18 protein-coding genes and 1 riboswitch are annotated in these 18157 nt (G+C 74.4%); of the genes, 7 read left to right on the forward strand and 11 right to left on the reverse strand.

The window, feature by feature from the left end:
* Nucleotides 1-5: 5 nt before the first annotated feature.
* Entirely contained in the window at nt 6-377 is a 372-nt protein-coding gene (locus LDL48_RS39090; RefSeq protein WP_225260228.1) for a VOC family protein, read from the reverse strand.
* A 61-nt stretch (nt 378-438) separates the two neighbouring features.
* Here LDL48_RS39090 and LDL48_RS39095 point away from each other — a divergent pair, with 61 nt between their 5' ends.
* The gene (locus LDL48_RS39095; protein WP_225260229.1) at nt 439-876 is read left to right on the forward strand and encodes a MarR family winged helix-turn-helix transcriptional regulator; all 438 of its coding nucleotides are present in this window, start codon (nt 439-441) and stop codon (nt 874-876) included.
* A gap of 180 nt (nt 877-1056) precedes the next feature.
* Here LDL48_RS39095 and LDL48_RS44335 read toward each other — a convergent pair whose 3' ends face one another.
* From LDL48_RS44335 to LDL48_RS39120, 5 genes are all read right to left on the reverse strand, one after another.
* Nucleotides 1057-1539, reverse strand: a complete 483-nt coding sequence (locus LDL48_RS44335) for a cobalamin biosynthesis protein (protein WP_225260230.1) — start codon at nt 1537-1539, stop codon at nt 1057-1059.
* On the reverse strand, nt 1536-2891 hold the full coding sequence (locus tag LDL48_RS39105) for a cobyrinic acid a,c-diamide synthase CobB (RefSeq protein WP_225260231.1): 1356 nt from the start codon (nt 2889-2891) through the stop codon (nt 1536-1538). Before LDL48_RS39105 ends, LDL48_RS44335 begins: the two co-directional genes overlap by 4 nt.
* Nucleotides 2885-3472 (reverse strand): cob(I)yrinic acid a,c-diamide adenosyltransferase, encoded by a 588-nt coding sequence (cobO, locus tag LDL48_RS39110; RefSeq protein ID WP_225260232.1) that lies wholly within the window; start codon nt 3470-3472, stop codon nt 2885-2887. The genes LDL48_RS39105 and cobO overlap by 7 nt, the downstream gene beginning before the upstream one ends.
* Nucleotides 3472-5538: a VWA domain-containing protein gene (locus LDL48_RS39115; RefSeq protein ID WP_225260233.1), complete on the reverse strand. Its 2067-nt coding sequence runs from the start codon at nt 5536-5538 to the stop codon at nt 3472-3474. Before LDL48_RS39115 ends, cobO begins: the two co-directional genes overlap by 1 nt.
* Before the next feature lie 57 nt (nt 5539-5595).
* A riboswitch (cobalamin riboswitch) is annotated at nt 5596-5718 on the reverse strand.
* 71 nt (nt 5719-5789) lie between these two features.
* Nucleotides 5790-6806 carry an NAD(P)-dependent alcohol dehydrogenase gene (locus LDL48_RS39120; RefSeq protein ID WP_225260234.1) on the reverse strand — a complete coding sequence of 339 codons (1017 nt, stop codon included), beginning with the start codon at nt 6804-6806 and terminating at the stop codon, nt 5790-5792.
* A gap of 187 nt (nt 6807-6993) precedes the next feature.
* Between LDL48_RS39120 and LDL48_RS39125 the strand changes: the two genes are divergently transcribed.
* Nucleotides 6994-7914, forward strand: a complete 921-nt coding sequence (locus LDL48_RS39125) for a helix-turn-helix domain-containing protein (protein ID WP_225260235.1) — start codon at nt 6994-6996, stop codon at nt 7912-7914.
* A gap of 15 nt (nt 7915-7929) precedes the next feature.
* Here LDL48_RS39125 and LDL48_RS39130 read toward each other — a convergent pair whose 3' ends face one another.
* The 3 genes from LDL48_RS39130 to LDL48_RS39140 are packed head-to-tail and all read right to left on the reverse strand — an operon-like array spanning nt 7930 to nt 10370.
* Nucleotides 7930-9498 carry a gluconokinase gene (locus LDL48_RS39130; RefSeq protein ID WP_225260236.1) on the reverse strand — a complete coding sequence of 523 codons (1569 nt, stop codon included), beginning with the start codon at nt 9496-9498 and terminating at the stop codon, nt 7930-7932.
* A gap of 44 nt (nt 9499-9542) precedes the next feature.
* On the reverse strand, nt 9543-10058 hold the full coding sequence (locus LDL48_RS39135; protein ID WP_225260237.1) for an SRPBCC family protein: 516 nt from the start codon (nt 10056-10058) through the stop codon (nt 9543-9545).
* A gap of 3 nt (nt 10059-10061) precedes the next feature.
* Nucleotides 10062-10370, reverse strand: a complete 309-nt coding sequence (locus LDL48_RS39140; protein WP_225260238.1) for an ArsR/SmtB family transcription factor — start codon at nt 10368-10370, stop codon at nt 10062-10064.
* A 54-nt stretch (nt 10371-10424) separates the two neighbouring features.
* Between LDL48_RS39140 and LDL48_RS39145 the strand changes: the two genes are divergently transcribed.
* Nucleotides 10425-11696, forward strand: coding sequence for a glycosyltransferase (locus LDL48_RS39145; RefSeq protein ID WP_225260239.1), 1272 nt, complete (start codon nt 10425-10427; stop codon nt 11694-11696).
* On the opposite strand, the gene LDL48_RS39150 is transcribed toward LDL48_RS39145, so the two are convergent.
* Entirely contained in the window at nt 11683-12966 is a 1284-nt protein-coding gene (locus LDL48_RS39150) for a citrate synthase (RefSeq protein ID WP_225260240.1), read from the reverse strand. The two genes, LDL48_RS39145 and LDL48_RS39150, sit on opposite strands and share 14 nt — an antisense overlap.
* A gap of 160 nt (nt 12967-13126) precedes the next feature.
* Between LDL48_RS39150 and LDL48_RS39155 the strand changes: the two genes are divergently transcribed.
* Both LDL48_RS39155 and LDL48_RS39160 read left to right on the forward strand, forming a co-directional pair.
* Nucleotides 13127-13987: a universal stress protein gene (locus LDL48_RS39155; RefSeq protein WP_225260241.1), complete on the forward strand. Its 861-nt coding sequence runs from the start codon at nt 13127-13129 to the stop codon at nt 13985-13987.
* Between the two features lie 49 nt (nt 13988-14036).
* Nucleotides 14037-16382: a putative bifunctional diguanylate cyclase/phosphodiesterase gene (locus LDL48_RS39160; RefSeq protein WP_225260242.1), complete on the forward strand. Its 2346-nt coding sequence runs from the start codon at nt 14037-14039 to the stop codon at nt 16380-16382.
* Here LDL48_RS39160 and LDL48_RS39165 read toward each other — a convergent pair.
* Complete coding sequence (locus tag LDL48_RS39165; RefSeq protein WP_225260243.1) at nt 16358-16906, reverse strand: hypothetical protein; 549 nt, start codon at nt 16904-16906, stop codon at nt 16358-16360. The two genes, LDL48_RS39160 and LDL48_RS39165, sit on opposite strands and share 25 nt — an antisense overlap.
* A gap of 208 nt (nt 16907-17114) precedes the next feature.
* Between LDL48_RS39165 and LDL48_RS44025 the strand changes: the two genes are divergently transcribed.
* Together LDL48_RS44025 and LDL48_RS39170 are read left to right on the forward strand one after the other, a co-directional pair.
* Nucleotides 17115-17249: a hypothetical protein gene (locus LDL48_RS44025; RefSeq protein ID WP_255630167.1), complete on the forward strand. Its 135-nt coding sequence runs from the start codon at nt 17115-17117 to the stop codon at nt 17247-17249.
* Between the two features lie 51 nt (nt 17250-17300).
* Complete coding sequence (locus LDL48_RS39170; RefSeq protein WP_225260244.1) at nt 17301-18095, forward strand: exodeoxyribonuclease III; 795 nt, start codon at nt 17301-17303, stop codon at nt 18093-18095.
* The last annotated feature ends 62 nt before the right edge of the window (nt 18096-18157 follow it).

The following is an 18157-nucleotide window of genomic DNA, read 5'->3' on the forward strand; positions in this document are numbered from 1 at the left end:
ACGCCTCAGGCCTGGTCGTGGATGGTGACGGCGTAGCCGTCCGGGTCGGCGAACGTGAAGGTGCGCCCGAACGGCCCGTCGACCGGCGCGGTGAGGATCGGCACCCCGGCCGCCACCAGGCCGTCGTGCAGCGCCTGCGCGTCGTCGGCCCGCAGCCAGAGCGCCACGCCCGCACCCGGCCGCGGCGACACCGCGTCGAGGTCCAGACCGGGCAGCGGCGCCCGGACCGCGAACGGCACCGGCGTGGTCGTGAACACCACCGCTCCCGGCGGCCCGGCGGGGGCACGCCGCAGCCCGAGCCGGCTCTCGTAGAACGCGGCGGCGGCGTCCACGTCGCGCACCTGCAGGGCGATGAAGTCGGGTCCGGTGACCGTCATGATTACTCCTCGATTCGATGTCAGGGTCCTGACATGCCTGAGCGTATGTCAGGATACTGACATGACACAAGGGGTTGGTGATCTCGATCGGTCCGTCGGATACACCCTGAAGCAGGCCGCCGCGGCGTTGCGCGCGGCGATGGACGCGGAACTCCGCCCGCTGGGGCTGACCGTGCCGCAGTACGCCTGCCTGGAGATCCTCGGCCAGCGACCCGGAATGTCCGCGGCCGAACTCGCCCGCGGCGCGTTCGTCACCCGGCAGTCCATGCACGCCGTGCTGCTCGGCCTGGCGGAGCGTGGGCTGCTGGCGCGGGCCGCGACCGCGCCGCAGGGACGCGCGCTGCCCACCGAACTCACCGACGCCGGGCGGCGCGTGCTGGAACAGGCGAGCGCCACGGTGGCCGGAGTCGAGCGGCGGATGACCGAGACACTGACGCCGGCGGCCCGGGAGCGGCTCCGCGCCGATCTGGCGGCGTGCGCCGACGCGCTGAGCCCGTAACGCCGACCGCCCAGAGCCCGTGGGGCTTGCGGGTGCGGAGCGCACCGCACCCCCACACACGCCACTCCACACGACGGCCCGTGGGACTTTCGGGTGCACAGCGCACCGCACCCCCACACACGCCACTCCACGCGACGGCCCGTGGGACTTTCGGGTGCACAGCGCCCCCTTCGTGCGTGGTCAGCCGGGCTCCGCGGGCGACACGGCGACCGCGACGGTGACCGCGCGACCGGTGGTCTTCGGGACCAGCAGTTCCGCGCCCGGTCCCGCGGCGAGCAGAGCGGCGGCCTCGGCCACGCTTCCGGTACCGACCGCCCGCCGCACCCGCGCGTCGCCCGGCACCGCCACACCGTCCAGGTCTCCGGCCGCGCACCCGATCACCGGCCAGCCATGGCGGGCCGCCAGCTGCCGCACGGCGGGCTCGGCGGCGCGCCGGTCCAGAGTGGCCAGCGCGGCGACCGCGGCCGGCGGCGCACCGGCGGAGAGCAGCGCCGCCCCGACCAGGTCGGCGAGATCGGCAACGGCCGCTCCGGACCGGAGTCCGACACCGACCACCACCCGCCGGACGTCCCCGAGGCGCCCGGCCGCTCCGGGCCGGAGTCCGACACCGACCACCACCCGCCGGACGTCCCGGGGACGCCCGGCCGCTTCGGGCCGGGTCACGCCGCCGCCGCGGCCACCACGCCCCGGGCCAGCTCCGGCCGGCCGGCCCAGTGCAGATGCAGGTACGAGGCGTGCAGCCCGGGCCCGGCGAACCCTTCCGGGTCCGCGCCCCGCCACGCCCAGGCCGCTCCCCCGGCCGGCGACAACAGCAGCCCGGACCGGGGGTGCACCACGGTCCGGTGGAACTCGTGCCCGGTGACCCGGGTCCCGGTCACCGCGAGCGGGCTGTCGGTGAGGGCCACCGCGTCCCGGTAGCCCAGCGTCAACGTGGGCGTCATGGCGGCGTCCGCGTCGATCACCCCGCACATCGGGGCGTCGTCCAGGGTGCGGCACAGCCACAGCAGGCCCGCGCACTCGGCGGTGATCGGCGCGCCCTGGGCGGCCAGCGCGGCCACGGCCGCCCGGAGCGGGGCGTTGGCGGACAGCTCGGCGGCGTACACCTCGGGGAAACCGCCGCCGACGACCAGAGCGCGGGTGCCGGCCGGCAGGCTCTCGTCGCGCAGCGGGTCTACCGTGACCACGTCGGCTCCGGCGCCGGCGAGGAGTTCGGCCGTCTCGGCGTACGCGAACGAGAATGCCGGTCCACCGGCCAGCGCGACCACCGGACGGCCCGGCACCGGATCGTCGGCCCGCGGGGTCCACGGCGTGGCGGGCAGCGGCGGTGCGGACCGGGCCACCGCGGCCACCGCGTCCAGGTCGACCGACGTGGAGATCAGCGACGCCAGCGCGGTCACCGACGCCAGGGCCTCGGCGCGGCGTTCCGCGGCCGGTACCAGGCCGAGATGCCGGGACGGTGCGGCCACCGCGTCGGCCCGGCGGAGCGCGCCCAGCACCGGGGTGCCGACCTCCTCGCAGGCCTCCCGCAGCAGCGCCTCGTGCCGGTCCGAGCCGACCCGGTTCAGGATCACCCCGGCCAGCCGCACGTCGCCGAAGCTGCGGAACCCGTGCACCAGCGCGGCCACCGACCGGCCCTGCGCGGCGGCGTCCACGACCAGCAGGACCGGCGCGTCGAGCAGGCGGGCGACGTGTGCGGTGGAGCCGGTGTCCCCGGCGCCGGTGCGGCCGTCGTACAGGCCCATCACGCCCTCGACCACGGCCAGGTCCGCACCGGCGGCGCCGTGCGCGAACAGCGGGCCGATCAGGTCCTCGCCGACCATCACCGGGTCGAGGTTGCGGCCGGGCCGGCCGGCGGCGAGGGCGTGGTAGCCCGGGTCGATGTAGTCGGGGCCGACCTTGAACGGCGCCACCGGCACACCCCGGCCGGCGAACGCGGCCAGCAGCCCGGTGGCCACCGTGGTCTTGCCGTGCCCGGACGCCGGCGCGGCCACCACCACCCGGGGGACGGTCACCACTCGATGCCCTGCTGGCCCTTGCGGCCCGCGTCCATCGGGTGCTTCACCTTGGTCATCTCGGTGACCAGGTCGGCGGCCTCCAGCAGATCCGGATGCGCGTCCCGGCCGGTGATCACCACGTGCTGGGTGCCGGGTCGCTCCCGCAGCGTCGCCACCACGTCGGCCACGTCGACCCAACCCCACTTCATCGGGTACGTGAACTCGTCCAGCACGTAGAACCGGTGGGTCTCGGCGGCCAGGTCCCGTTTGATCTGCGCCCAGCCCTCGGCGGCCTCGACGGCGTGGTCGCGTTCGGTGCCGGGCCGCTGGATCCAGGACCAGCCCTCGCCCATCTTGTGCCAGGTGATCCGCTCGCCCAGCGCCTTGAGCGCGGTCTCCTCGCCGACCCGCCACTTCGGGCTCTTCACGAACTGGAACACGCCGATGTCCCAGCCCGCGCTCCAGGCCCGCAGCGCCATCCCGAACGCGGCCGTCGACTTGCCCTTGCCGTGTCCGGTGTGGACGGCCAGCACGGCCTGCCGGCGGCGCTGGCGGGTGGTGAGCCCGTCGTCCGGCACGATCTCCACTTTGCCCTGCGGCATCAGGCGGCCCTCCCGGCGTCGAGCTGGTCCAGCGGCATGACGTCGGCGTCCAGGGCCGCCGCGAGCCGGCGCGCGAGTCCCAGGCGCACCGGTCCAGACTCGCAGTCCACCACCACGGCCGCGACGCCGGCCAGCGCGGGCGCCACCAGCACCGGGTCCGGGCCGCTGGTGGCGCGGCCGTCGGTGACCACGACGAGCAGCGGACGCCGGCGCGGATCCCGGCGCCGCTCGGTGGCGATGGTCGCGGCCGCGGCGCGTAGGCCGGCCGCCAACGGGGTACGCCCGCCGGTGCGCAGATCGGCCAGCCGCAGCACCCCGACCTCGTGGCTGGACGTGGGCGGCAGCACCTGTTCCGCGGTCCGCCCCCGGAACGTGATCATGCCGACCCGGTCCCGCCGCTGGTAGGCGTCGCGCAGCAGCGACAGCACCGCGGTCTTGACCACGCTCATCCGGCGGCGCGCCGCCATCGACCCGGAGGCGTCCACCACGAACAGCACCAGGTTGGCCTCCCGGCCGACGTGCACCGCCGCACGCAGATCCCGCGGCTGCACGAGCGTCAGCGGCCGGGTGCCGGGATCGCCATCGGCCGGCTCGGTGGCGGTGCGGTGCAGGGCGGCGCGGAGCGTGGCGGTGAGATGCGGGGCGCCGGTCATCGCGCCGTGCGGCGTGCGGGAGCCGACCACCCGTCCGCGCCGGGCGTAGGCGGGCGACCGGCGACCGGCATGTCCACCCTCGCCGCGCTCGGTGATCCGCAGCGCCCGCGTCCGGAACGCCGGCCCGGCCTGGGCGGCCGGCGGCGCGTTCCGCCGTGGCTGCTCCGGCCCGGCCGCCGGGTCCGCGGAATCCACCGGGCCGGTCCCGGCGGCGGCGTCCTCGGCCGGCGAAGCGGCATCCGCCGGACCGGGGTCTCCCGCGGTCGGCCCGGAGGTGGGCGGGGGCGCGCCGCCGGGCGGCGGGCCGGCTTCGGGCGGCGGCCCGTCGTGCGGCGGCGGGCCGCCGTCGTCCGGCGCCGGACCACCCTCGGGCGGCGGCGGGTCGTCGTCCGGGTCGTCCGCCGAGGCCCGGTCCAGCGCCTCCTCGAGCCGCTGCTCGTCGGTGCCCGGCGGGTCCAGCGGGTCCTTGCGCCGCCGGTGCGGCAGCGCGAGCCGGGCCGCGTCCCGGACGTCGGCGACGGTGACCCGGTCCCGGCCGTGCCAGGCGGCCAGCGCCACCGCGCAGCGGGCCACCACGATGTCGGCGCGCATGCCGTCCACGCCGTAGTCCAGGCACACCGTGGCGATCCGGTCCAGTTCGGCGTCCGGCAGCTGCACCGCCGACGCCCGGGCGCGCGCCTCGGCGATCCGCGCGGCGAGCGACGCATCGGCGGCGGTGAACCGGGCCGCGAACGTCTCCGGGTCCGCCTCGTACGCCAGCCGCCGCCGCACCACCTCGGCCCGTTGCGCCACGTCCCGCGGGGCGGCCACCGTCACCACCAGCCCGAACCGGTCGACCAGCTGCGGGCGCGGCTCGCCCTCCTCCGGGTTCATCGTGCCGACCAGCAGGAACCGGGCGGCGTGCTTGACCGACACCCCGTCGCGTTCGACGTGCGCCCGCCCCATCGCGGCCGCGTCCAGCAGCAGGTCGACCAGGTGGTCGGGCAGCAGGTTGACCTCGTCGACGTAGAGCGCGCCACGGTGCGCGGCGGCCAGCAGCCCGGGCTCGTACGCCTTGACCCCGTCGGCCAGCGCGCGCTGCAGGTCGAGCGTGCCGACCACCCGGTCCTCGGTGGCGCCGACCGGCAGCTCGACCAGCGCGGCGGGCCGGTGCCCGTGCGGCGCGTCGGGGGCGTGCGGTCCGTCCGGGCAGTCGGTGTCCGGCGCGTCCGGGTCGCAGGCGAAGCGGCAGCCGCGCACCACGTCCAGCTCGGGCAGCAGGGCGGCGAGCGCGCGGACGACCGTACTCTTCGCGGTGCCCTTCTCGCCGCGCACCAGAACCCCGCCGATGGCGGGAGACACCGCGGTGAGCAGCAGCGCGAGGCGCAGGTCGTCGAGGCCGACCACGGCCGAGAAAGGGTACGAGGGCGGCACGGGGCGATTCCTTCCGGCGGGTGTCCACGCCCGCAGTTCGGCGGCACGAGCGGCCGGAGTCTCCTGGCTGCCGGATCGCCGCTGCCCCGCCGCCTTCCGGCCGTTGCCGGCCGTGGCGTCACCTGCGGGTCACTCCCCGGTCACAGTGGCGGGACCGCCCCGGATTCGCACCGGGTTCCTCCGCTACCGCTCGCCGGTCACTCTGTCCTACCGCGGCACCCCGCGTCAACGTGACCCGGACGGCACACGGGTCAGGCGCGCTGCGGCCGGACGATCACCTTGACCGATCCGGGCACGTCCCGGGCGGCGGTCAGCGCGAGACCGGCGTCCGCCAGGTCGTAGTGCCCGGTGACCAGCGCGTCCAGGTCCACCCGTCCGGAAGCGGCGAGGTCGATCGCGGTGGGCCAGGTGTTGGCGTAACGGAAGGTGCCGGTGATGGTGAGCTCGCGGGCCTGGATGACGGAGACGGGCAGCGGGAGGTCGTCGCTGCCCATGCCGATCAGGACGGCCCGCCCGGCGCGGTCCAGGGCGGCCAGTCCGGCCGTCGCGGCCGCGGCGGCGCCGGAGCATTCCAGCAGGACGGTCGGCGCCGGCTCGTCCGGGTCGGTGCCCGGTTCGCGGGCGTCGACGGTACGGGCGGCGCCCAGCGACCGGGCGACCGCGAGGCGGTCCGGGTTCACGTCGCGGACGGTGACCCCGGCGGCGCCGAACGCGAGCGCGGTCTGCAGGGCGAGCAGCCCGATCGGGCCGGCGCCGGTGACGAGCACCCGGTCGCCCGGGCCCACCCGGGCCTTCTCGCACGCCCAGACCGCGACGGACAGCGGTTCCAGCAGCGCGGCCGCGTCGTCGCTGATCGTGTCGGGCACCGGGTGGGCGAAGGCCGGGTGCACGGTGACGTACTCGGCGAAGGCACCGTCGATCGGCGGGGTGGCGAAGAACCGCATCCCGGCGCACAGGTTGTACCGTCCGGCCAGGCATTGCGGGCAGGTGAAGTCCGGTACGCCCGGCTCGATCGACACGCGCTGGCCGACCCGCGGACCGGTCACGCCGTCGCCGACGGCCGCGACGACGCCGGCCGCCTCGTGGCCCAGGACGAGCGGGGCCTCGACCACGAACGGCCCGATCCGCCCGTGGTCGAAGTAGTGGGTGTCCGAGCCGCAGACACCGACCGCGGAGACCCGGACCAGGACCTGACCGGGTGCCGGTTCGGGGGTGGGCCGTTCCTCGATGACCAGGTCGCGGGGTTCGCGCAGGACGGCGACCCGCATGGTGTCCGCTCCGCCCCGGAGAAGCCGCCGACGGCTGAGAGCATCGGTCGCTGCATCCATTCCCACTCACCTCGCTGGTAGCAGTGCTGGTCACAGCGAAGTTAAGGGAGCTGCAGGCGCCGAACTAGTGCCTTGGATCACACCTTCTGGTACTTATATGCAAGCACGATCAACCGGGGAGGGCGCCATGTCGTCGCGCATCGCGGCACAGCTGCACGTCGAGCGGGCCCGGCGCCTGGTGCGGCAGAGCGCGGCGCGGGAGATCATCCCGAACGCGCCGGACGAGACCGGCCGGTGGCTGATGCACGGCTATCCCGACCCGGTCGCCCGCTGGAACCACCACCCCGAGCTGGAGGTGCACCTGCTGCAGTACGGATCGGGGTGGTACATCGTCGGCGACCGGATCGGCCGGTACTCGGCCGGCCAACTGGTGCTCGTCGGACCGCACCTGCCGCACAACTGGATCAGCGACATCGACCCCGGCGAGCACATCGCCGACCGCGACGTCGTGTTCCAGTTCCACCCACAGTGGGTCAAGGACACCCAGGTCCTGCTGCCCGAGCTGGCCACGCTCGAACCGCTGCTGCTCCGGGCCGCCCGCGGCATCGAGTTCGCCGGCCCGGCCGCCGCGCACGGCGCCGCCGAGTTGCTGGCCATCGGCCGGAGCAGCGGGATGGCGCGGCTGCGGCACATCACCGCCCTGCTACAGACCCTCGCCGACGCCCCGCCGGCCGAGTACCGGCTGCTGGCCGGCCCCGGGATCACCCCGCCGGCGGACAGCGAGGCGACCCGGATCGTGGACCTGGCCATGCGCGAGGTCTTCACCAACCTGAACGGCACGGTCAGCCTGACCGCGATCGCGGCCCGGGTCGGCATGTCCCAGTCCGGGTTCTCCCGCTACTTCGCCCGCGCCACCGGCCAGTCCTTCAGCGACACCCTGCGCAAGCTGCGGCTGGCGAAGGCCCGCCAGCTGCTCGAGTTCACCGACGACCCGATCATCGCCATCGCCCAGGCCAGCGGCTACCACAACCTGTCGAACTTCAATCGGCAGTTCCGGCTCGAGCACGGCCTGACGCCGAGCGAGTACCGCAACCGGGCCGGGCGGTGACCGGCCGGCGCCGGTTCAGCGATTGGTGACCGCCTTCTCGGTGTCCGGCAACGGTTCCGGCGCCAGCCGGTCCAGCTCCGTCAGCACCCCGGCGATCGCCTGCACCGAGTCCTCGACCAGCGGGCGCAACCGGGCGTACAGCGCGGCGTCCGCCGGATCCGGCACGGTCGGCGCGGCGACGTCCACCAGCCGCGCGGCGTCGTCCAGGTCGGGCAGTTCGCCGAGGGCGTGCAGGCCGAGCAGGCAGGCGCCGAGGCCGGTGCCCTCCGGGGACTCGGCGACGGACACCGGCAGGTTCAGCGTGGCGGCCAGCACCCCGACCCAGAGGCTGGAGGCGACCGCGCCACCGGTGGCCCGTACCGCGGTCACCGGGTGTCCCTCCGCGTCGAACGAGTCGCGCACCAGCGCGAGCTGCTGGCAGACGCCCTCCACCGCGGCCCGGACCAGGTGCGGGCGGCCGTGTTCGCGGCGCAGCCCGAGGTAGGCGCCGCGCAGTCCGGAGCGCCACCACGGCGCCCGCTCCCCCAGCAGGTACGGCAGGCACAGCAGGCCACCGCTGCCCGGGGGCGCGGACGCGGCCTCGGCGAGCAGCGCGGCGTCGCGTTCGTCGGCGTCCTCGCCCTCGGCGCCCGGCTGCCCGGCACCGCCGGTGAAGCTCTGCCCGGCCCAGCGGACCACCGAGCCGGCGTTGTTCACCGCGCCGCCGATCGCCCAGCGGTCCTCGGTCAGCGCGTAGCAGAACAGCCGCCCGGCGGCGTCCGCGACCGGGGCGTCCACCATGGTGCGCAGCGCGCCGCTGGTGCCCAGCGAGACCGCGGCCACGCCGTCCGGGGTGGCGCCGACGCCCAGGTTGGCCAGCGGGCCGTCGGCCGCGCCGATGATCAGCGGCAGGTCGGCGGGCAGCCCGGCGGCGGACGCCACGCCGGAGTCCAGGCGCAGCCGTTCGGTGGTCGGCACCACCTCGCCGAGCTGGGCGGCGCGCACGCCGGCGAGGTCGAGCGCCTCGGGGTCCCAGCGGCGGGCGTGGATGTCGTACAGCCCGGTGCCGGACGCGACGGACAGGTCCACCAGGAACGGCGCGTCGGCGAGGCCGGCCAGCACGATCTCCTTCACCCCGCCCCAGCGCGGCGTGTCGCGCAGCGTGGCCGGGTCGTGTTCGCGCCACCAGGCCAGCTTGGCCAGCGGGGCCATCGGGTGCACCGGCGTACCCGTGCGGGCCTGGAGTTTCCTGGACAGCCCGTCCGCGGCGAACCGTTCGCTCTGCGCGGCGGCGCGGCCGTCGGCCCAGGTGACCAGCGGGCCCAGCGGCCGGCCGTCGCGGTCCATCGGCACCAGGCCGTGCAGGAACGCGCTGAGGCTGACCGCGACGACCCGGTCGCCGTTCGCGTGGCACTGTTTCGCGACGTCGATCAGCGCCTCGACCGCGGCGTCGCGCAACCGGACCGGATCGAGTTCGGCCCGCCCGGAACCGGGCACCGACAGCGGGTAGTGCACGCTGGCGGACGCGCGTACCGCACCGTCGATGCCGGCCGCCACGCCCTTGGTCGCGGTGGTTCCGGTGTCGACCCCGATCACGACGTCCATGCGCGCCTCCTTCACCGACGGGCGGTACCCGGTCACCCTAGAACCTAGGCGAATTTGACCGCGTACCCGTCGCGCAGGTCGGCCCAGCCGTGTTCCCGGGCGGCGTCGCCGCGCACCGCCTCGACCGGCTCGCCGTCGAGCAGCCGCTCCAGCACCACGAAACAGAGGTGCCAGCCGGCCGCGACCATCGCCTCGATGTCACGCTCGGCGGAGGTGTGCCGCAGCGTCAGCCGGGTGCCGCCGGCGGTGGCTTCGAGGTCCCAGCGCAGCCGGTCGGCACCCCAGGTGTACTCCAGCAGCGCGGGCGCCTCGGCCCGCAGCACGATGCCGGGCAGGTCGGTGTGTTCGGCGCCGTCGACCATGGTGAGCACCGCGTCGCCGGTGGTGCCGAGATCGCGGTCGGGGCGGAACGGCGCCCACCGGTCGATCTCGGCCGGGTCGGTCAGCGCCCGCCACACCGCCGCGGGCGGGTGCCGCAGGTCGCGGATGAAGATCAGGGTCCAGGTGTCGCCGTCGGCGACGACGGAGGCGTCGCCGAGCGGTCCGGGGTCGAGCGGCATGGGTCACTCCTTGCTGTCGAGGTGGCGCTCCAGCGCGTCCAGGGAACGGGTCCAGAGCGTGCGGTACGGAGCCAGCCACGCGTCCAGCTCGCGGAACGGGCCGGGCTCCAGCGTGTAGATGCGGTGCTGGGCGACGGTGCGCGCGCTGACCACGCCGGCCTCGCGCAGCACCTTCAGGTGTTTGGACACGGCCGGCTGGCTCATGTCGAGCGCCGCCACGAGGTCGCCGACGCTGTGGTCGGAGCGGCGCAGCGCCTCGACGATGCGGCGCCGGGTCGGCTCGGCGAGCACGGCCAGGGCGTCCACGGACATGCGCCGACCATGCCATGCGAGTTATATAACCGTCAAGGCATGTACGGTCGTGACATGATGCGGATCGTGCGGGTCCTTCTCGTGACGTCCGGGTCGATGGGTGACGTGGCGCCGTACACGGGTCTCGGCGTCCGGCTGCGCGACGCCGGTCACGAGGTCACCGTGGCCACCCACGCGCCGTTCGCGGCCACCTTCGCCGCGCTCGGGCTGCCGTTCGTGCCGATCCCCGGCGATCTCCGCCGGATCCTGCCGCAGGCGCGCGGGCAGGACGGCCGCACCTCCGGCACCGGGCCGCGGGCGCTGGGCCGGCTGCTGCGCATCGCCCGCCCGCTGATCGCCGAGCTGGGCGACGGGATCGCCGCGGCCGCCGAGACCGTCCGGCCGGACGTGCTGCTGCTGTCCACCGTGGTCGCGCCGCTGGGCTACCAGGTGGCGGAGGCGGCCGGCGTGCCCTGGGCCGGGGTGTTCCTGCAACCGGTCGCGCCCACCGGCGAGTTCGGCTCGGTGCTGCTCGGCGGCCGGTCCGTCGGCCGCCCCGGCAACCGCGCGGTGACCGCCGCGGCCAACACCGCCAGCCAGATCCTGTACGCCGGCCCGGTGCAGCGGCTGCGCGCCCGGCTCGGCCTCCCGCACCAGCCGATCCGCACCCTGCGCTCGTGGCAGGACGGGGGCCGGTACCCGAACTTCCACGGCTTCAGCCCGGCCGTGGTGCCCCGTCCCGCCGACTGGCGGCCGCAGCTGGAGGTGGTCGGCTACTGGTGGCCGGCGCGCCCGGCGGGCTGGACCGCACCGCCGGACCTGGCCGCCTTCCTCGCCGACGGGCCGCCGCCGGTGTTCATCGGATTCGGCAGCATGGGTCCCGGGCAGGGCGAGCGGCTGAGCGGGCCGGTGCTGGACGCGGTGCGCCGGGCCCGGGTACGCGCCGTGGTGCAGTCCGGCTGGGCCGGCCTGCGGGTGTCGTCGCCGTCGGTACTGACCGTCGGCGAGGTGCCGCACGAGTGGCTGTTCCCCCGGGTCGCGGCCGTGGTGCACCACGCCGGGGCGGGCACCACCGCAGCCGGGCTGCGCGCGGGGGTACCCGCGGTGCCGGTGCCGGTCCTCGCCGACCAGCCGTTCTGGGCCGGCCGCCTGCACCGGCTGGGCGCGGCCGCAGCGCCGGTCCCGATGCGCCACCTGACCGCCGACCGCCTGGCCGCGGCGCTGCGCGACGTCACCACCAACCCACACCGCGCCGCCCTGGCACAGGCCCTGGCGGCGCGGTTACGGTCCGAGGACGGCGCGGCGCGCGTCCTGCAGTGGCTGGCGGCGTTGCCTACCGCTCGGTGATCGGGACGAACTGGCGCTCGGCCTCGCCGGTGTAGAGCTGGCGCGGGCGGCCGATCTTGGTGGCCGGGTCGAGCATCATCTCGCGCCACTGCGCGATCCAGCCGGGCAGCCGGCCCAGCGCGAACAGCACCGTGAACATCTTCGTCGGGAAGCCCATGGCCTTGTAGATCAGCCCGGTGTAGAAGTCGACGTTCGGGTACAGCTTGCGGGAGACGAAGTAGTCGTCGGACAGCGCAATCTCCTCGAGCTGGAACGCCACCTCCAGCAGCGGATCGGGCCGGTCCATCTTGGACAGCATGTCCTGGGCGGCCTTCTTCACGATGGCGGCGCGCGGGTCGTAGTTCTTGTAGACCCGGTGGCCGAAGCCCATCAGCTTGACGCCCTTCTCCTTGTTCTTCACCCGGTTCACGAAGGAGCTGACGTCACCGCCGTCCGCGCAGATCTTCTCGAGCATCTCGAGCACCGCCGCGTTGGCGCCGCCGTGCAACGGGCCGGAGAGGGCGTTCACGCCGGACGAGACCGAGGCGAACAGGTTCGCCTGCGCCGAGCCGACCAGCCGCACGGTGGAGGTGGAGCAGTTCTGCTCGTGGTCGGCGTGCAGCACGAACAGCATGTCCAGGATCTTGGCGATCTCCGGGTCGACGTCGTACTGCACCGTGGGCAGGCCGAACGTCAGGCGGAGGAAGTTCTCCACGTAGTCCAGGGAGTTGTCCGGGTACGGCAGCGGGTGGCCGATGCTGCGCTTGTACGCGTACGCCGCGATGGTGGGCAGCTTGGCCATCAGCCGGATCGAGGAGATCTCCACCTGCTGCGGGTCGGCCGGGTCCAGCGCGTCCTGGTAGAAGGTGGACAGCGCGGTGACCGCCGAGGACAGCACCGCCATCGGGTGCGCGTCGCGCGGGAACCCGGAGAAGAACGTGCGCATCTCCTCCTGCAGCAGCGTGTGCACCCGGATCTTGTCGGCGTAGTCGGCCAGCTGGGCCGGCGTCGGCAGCGCGTCGTGGATCAACAGGTACGACACCTCGAGGAACGAGGCCTTGCCGGCCAGCTGCTCGATGGGGTAGCCGCGGTAGCGCAGGATGCCGGCGTCACCGTCGATGTACGTGATCGACGACGTGCACGACGCGGTATTGACGAAACCGGTGTCCAGGGTGACGAAGCCGGTCTCCTTGAGCAGGGAGCTGACCTCGATGCCGCCCGGGCCCTCGACCGCCTCGCGCACCGGCATCGACAACTGGCCACCGGGGTGGTCGAGCTTGACATCCGTCATGTATTTCCCTCACTTCACCGGCAGATGTCCCCATGAACCTGGTGTTCACCGTAAACCCTCAACCTGAATGGGTCATCAGCCGCCCTGGGGCTGAGGGATTGATCACGAAGCGCGACGGGCACTGCACAGCATAGATAATGGTCGGTGGAGGTGAATGCTGGTGCAGACCTCGAGCGCAGCTCCCGTGGTGGTCGGCGTGACCGGCACGGCGGCGAGTCTGGCGGCGGTGCGGCTGGCCGCTCGCGAGGCGGTGGCCCGGCAACGGGAGTTGCGGGTGGTGCACGTGTTCACCTGGCCGGCCCCGCACCACGGCGCGGAAGCCACCGCCTACGGTCCGGCGCGGCGGGAAGCCGCCGCGATCGTCGACCGCGCGGTGACGTCGGCCTCGCACGGCGCACCCGGGGTCCGGGTCACCGGGCAGGTGCTGGACGGCGCGCCGGCCCGGGTGCTCCTCCAACTGAGCCGGTCCGCGGAACTCCTGGTGGTCGGCGACGAGGGGCTGGCCGGCGCGCCGCGGGTACCCGTCGACTCGGTGCTGTTGCAGACCGCCTCCCGGGCGTTCTGCCCCACCGTGGTGGCCCGCGGACCGCGCCCGCCGGCCGGACCGCTGCTGGTCGGCGTGGACGGCTCGGCCAGTTCGGTGCGGGCGCTGCGGTACGCCGCCGCCGAGGCCCGGCACCGCGGCACCGGCGTCGAGGTGGTGCACGTGATGCGCGAACCGGCGCACGAGGCCGAGGGCACCCGACTGCTCGCCGGCGCGGTGGCCGCGGTGCCCGAGCTGGTCCGGCCGCGGACCCGGTTGCTGACCGGCGATCCGGCCGCCACCCTGGCCCGCGCGTCGCGCAGCGCCCGGATGGTGGTGGTCGCGCCGCGCGGAAGGGACAGATCGGCACTGTTGGGACCGGTGGCACAGGAGTTGCTCCGCCGGTGTGCCTGTCCGACACTGTTTGTCCACGGAACCACTGCCGAACGGCACGGCTCTGTGGGTACGGTGCCATCGGCGGGGGCGCTGGCCGGCTGACTGGACCGGCGGCGACACGGTTCTGCCGGGGGGCGATGTGGTGCGATCCGTGGCTGCTTCGGCCGGCCACCGGCAGTGGCAGGTCTTCGCCATGGCCGGCATCGTCGCGACCGCCGTCTACTCGGCCGGCTTCTCTCCCCTGCTGAGCGTGCTCGCGTTCGCCACGGTCGGGGTCGGCACCGTGGCGGCCTGCTTCGCCGGCCCGCGGCGGTTCGGCGCCGAACCGCGGGCGGCCTGGGTGCTGCTCACCGCGGCCGCGCTCGCCTTCCTGATCGGCGTGGTGATCCGGCCCTGGGCAGTGACCCTGCCGCTGCCGTTCACGCTGCTGTCCGACCTCACCACCATTCCCGGTTACCTGCTGACCGCGTCGTTCTTCGTGCTGCTGCTGCGGGCCCGGCAGAGCGTGCAGCGGCACGCGGTGCTGGACGGGCTGCTGGTCTGCCTGGCCGGTGGACTGGTGTGCACGCTGCTGCTGGCGGTGCCGGCCGCCCTGGTCGGCGGGCGCCCCGCGTTCGTGGGCGTGCTCGCCGCGGCGTACCCGTTGCTCGACGTGGTCCTGCTGCTGCTCGTGGTCAACCTGACGTTCACCGCGACCAGCTGGCCGCTCAGCCTGGTCACGTTGCTCACCGCGATGGCGCTGATGGGCGTCGGCGACCTCACGTACGCGGTGCTCGGGGTGTCCGGCCGGCTGTACGCCTCGCCGCTGCTGGACGTGCCGTTCCTGCTGGCGTTCGTGCTGATGGGCGTGACCACGCTGCACCCGTCGGTGGTGGAGCTGAGCCGGGCCGCACGCCGGCCGGTGCAGGCCTGGTCCTGGCGCCGGATGTCGCTGCTGCTGCCCGCCATGGTCACCCCGTTCCTGATGCTGGTCCTGGTCGGCGACCGGTCCGCCGGCCACCGCGTCACGATCGCCCTGGTCGGTGCCGCCATGGTGGTGCTGCTGGTGATCCGCGCGGTCTCCGCGGTGCAGGCCCAGGTCGCGGCGCAGCTGCACTCCGAGCACCAGGCCACCCACGATCCGCTCACCGGACTGCCGAACCGGCGGCTCATCTCGGCCGAGATCGAGCGCCTGCTCGACGGCACGCCGGCCGGCGGCGACCGGCGGGTCTGGGTGTACCTGCTCGACCTGGACGGGTTCAAGTGGGTCAACGAGTCCTGGGGTCACGACACCGGCGACCAGCTGGTCATCGAGGTCGCGGCGCGGCTGCGGTCGGTGGTGCCGCCGGCCCGCATGCTGGCCCGGGTCGGCGGGGACGAGTTCCTGCTGGCGTACGTGGGCGAGCAGACCGGCGCGCTGCGCCTGGTGGACGAGATCCGCGGCTGCTTCGCCGGCCCGCTGTCGGTCCGCGACACCGAGGTGGTGATCAGCGCGTCGATCGGCATCGCGCACGCCGTGTCGGACGGCGACCCGGCGGTGACCGCGGAGGCGCTGATGCGGGACGCCGACACCGCGATGTACCGCGCCAAGGCCGAGGGCCCGGGACGGTCCACCGTCTTCGACACCTCCATGCACGACCGGGTCCGGGAACGCATCGAGCTGGAGGCGGCGCTGCGCACCGCGCTGACCCGGGGCCAGTTGCGGGTGGCGTACCAACCGATCCTGCACCTGGACACCGGTCGACCGGTGGGTGCCGAGGCGCTGGTGCGCTGGGACCACCCGGACCGCGGGCCGATCCCGCCGATGTCGTTCATCCCGGTTGCCGAGGAGGCCGGCCTGATCGGGGCGATCGGCACCTGGGTACGCGAGGAGGCGCTGCGCCAGCTCGCCGAGTGGCGTGCCGACGGGACCGTGACCGACGACTTCTACCTGTCGGTGAACGTGTCGCCGCGCCAGCTCAACGACGCCGATCTGCCCCTCGTGGTGGCCGGCGAGCTGCTCCGGCACGGCGTCCCGGCGCGCGCGGTGGCGCTGGAGATGACCGAGTCGGTGATGGTGGACGGCTCCAGCGTCACCACCCGGGTGCTGTTCGACCTGCGCGAGATGGGCCTACGGCTGCTCGTCGACGACTTCGGCACCGGCTTCTCCGCGCTCGGCTACCTGCGCCGGTTCCCGGTCACCGGCGTGAAGATCGACCGCAGCTTCGTCGCCGGGCTGGGCCAGAGCATGGAGGACGAGGAGATCGTCCGCGCGGTGGTGGCGATGAGCCACGCCCTGGGGCTCACCGTGGTGGCCGAGGGCGTGGAGACCCGCCTGCAGCGCGACGCCCTGGCCGCGGTCGGGGTGACCCAGGGGCAGGGCTGGCTCTGGGGCCCGGCGGTGCCACCGGGGGAGTTCGCCGGCCACTGGCATGCCGGCGGCCCGGCGGCCCGCGCCGCCGCGGCCGCCGGGAAGAACCAGCGGCTGGCCACGCCGGCCGGCAAGGGCCGGAATCAGCTCACCGCGGGGAACTCGTAGAGCCAGTACGACTGGCTGTCCAGCCGCCGCATGCGCATCCGCCCGTCGATCCGGCCCAGAATCCGGCCGATCGCCACCGGCAGGTCCCGCATCACCTCGTTGTGGCTGCACACGTCGACCATGCCCATGCCGTCCACCGCGCTCAGCGGCTCCATCATCTCGCGCAGCAACCGGATGAACACGCCGGTGCCGCGGACGCCGCGCTGGGCGCCGGCGAACACGATGTAGAAGATCCGGCGTTCGGCGTACATCCGGGGCCAGCGGTGGACGAAGTAGTCCTGGGACAGCAGCGGCAACGCGGTCAGGTCGTCGGTCATCACCGACAGCCCCACCACCGCACCGCCGGAGTCGAACGCCACCCACTTGCCGAACCGCTTGTCCGCCATCATCTCGTCGAACTCGTCGCGGTGCAGCAGGTGCCGCTGCACCGCGTGGATCCGCAGCTCGTCGAACGTCTCCCAGTAGAAGCACCAGGCCGGCTCCACCCAGTGGTCCGGCAGCGCGGGCACCGCCTCGATGCGCACGATCGCCTCTCCTCTCGGCCGGATAGACCGTAGCGGATCCGTCGCGGCATCCCCCGGTCGGTGATAAACCAGGCGCCCCGACTGGTGCCACGCCGCCGAGTCGGGCATCATTCGCTCGCCGGGGAACCTTGCGTCCGACCGGGCGCGGCCGATATATCCGTCAGGAAGAGTTGTCCGGACCGGACGACCGTGACAGGAGGCGACACGCATGACCGCACTGATCGGGGACGAATGCAGCGTCTGGCTCGTGATCGGGCTGCTGACCCTCGCCCTCGGCCTGAGCGGCGCGCTGTTCGCGGCGCTTCGTGACGTCCGCTCCGGCCCCGCCCGCCGGACCCACTGACCGTCCGGCCCGGCGGCTTGCCGTCCGCCGCGGATGCGGCAGGCTGGGCGGATGCGCTTCGCCACGTGGAACGTGAACTCGGTCAAGGCCCGCCTCCCCCGGCTGCTCGACTGGCTCGCCGGCACCGCCCCTGACGTGCTCTGCCTGCAGGAGACGAAGGTTCCCGCGGACGGCTTCCCGGCCGCCGAGGTGCAGGCCCTCGGGTACGACGTGGCCGCGTACGGGCAGGGACGCTGGAACGGCGTGGCGGTGCTCTCCCGGGTCGGCCTGGACGACGTCCGGCTCGGCTTCCCCGGCGAACCCGGTTACCCGGACCCGGAGGCGCGGGCGATCAGCGCGACGTGCGCCGGCATCCGGTTCACCTCGATCTACGTGCCGAACGGGCGCACTCCGGACGATCCGCACTACACGTACAAACTGGCCTGGCTGGCGGCGCTGCGCGACGCGCTGGCCGCCGACGTCGCCGCCGGCCCGACCGTGGCGGCCGGCGACTTCAACGTCGCGCCGACCGACGACGACGTCTGGGACCCGCGGCTGTTCGCCGACTCCACGCACGTGACGCCGCCGGAGCGGGCGGCGCTGGCCGCGGTCCGGGCGCTGGGCCTGCGCGACATCGTCGGCCGCCCGCTCAAGGGCGACCGCCCGTTCACCTACTGGGACTACCGTGCCGGGATGTTCCACCAGAACAAGGGCATGCGGATCGACCTGGTGTACGCCACCGAGGACGTGGCCGGCGCGGTCCGGGACGCGGTGATCGACCGCGAGGCGCGTAAGGGCAAGGGCCCGTCCGACCACGCGCCGATCGTGGTCGATCTCGACTGGACCGCACCGGGGCCCGCCGCCTGAGCCGCGACGTACGGCGGTGGAGCACGTAGGCTGGTCGGGACGTTGCAGGCGGGGGAGAGAAA

Origin of the sequence: Jidongwangia harbinensis (assembly GCF_020216025.1) — a bacterium.
Classification (GTDB): Bacteria; Actinomycetota; Actinomycetes; order Mycobacteriales; family Micromonosporaceae; genus Actinoplanes; species Actinoplanes harbinensis.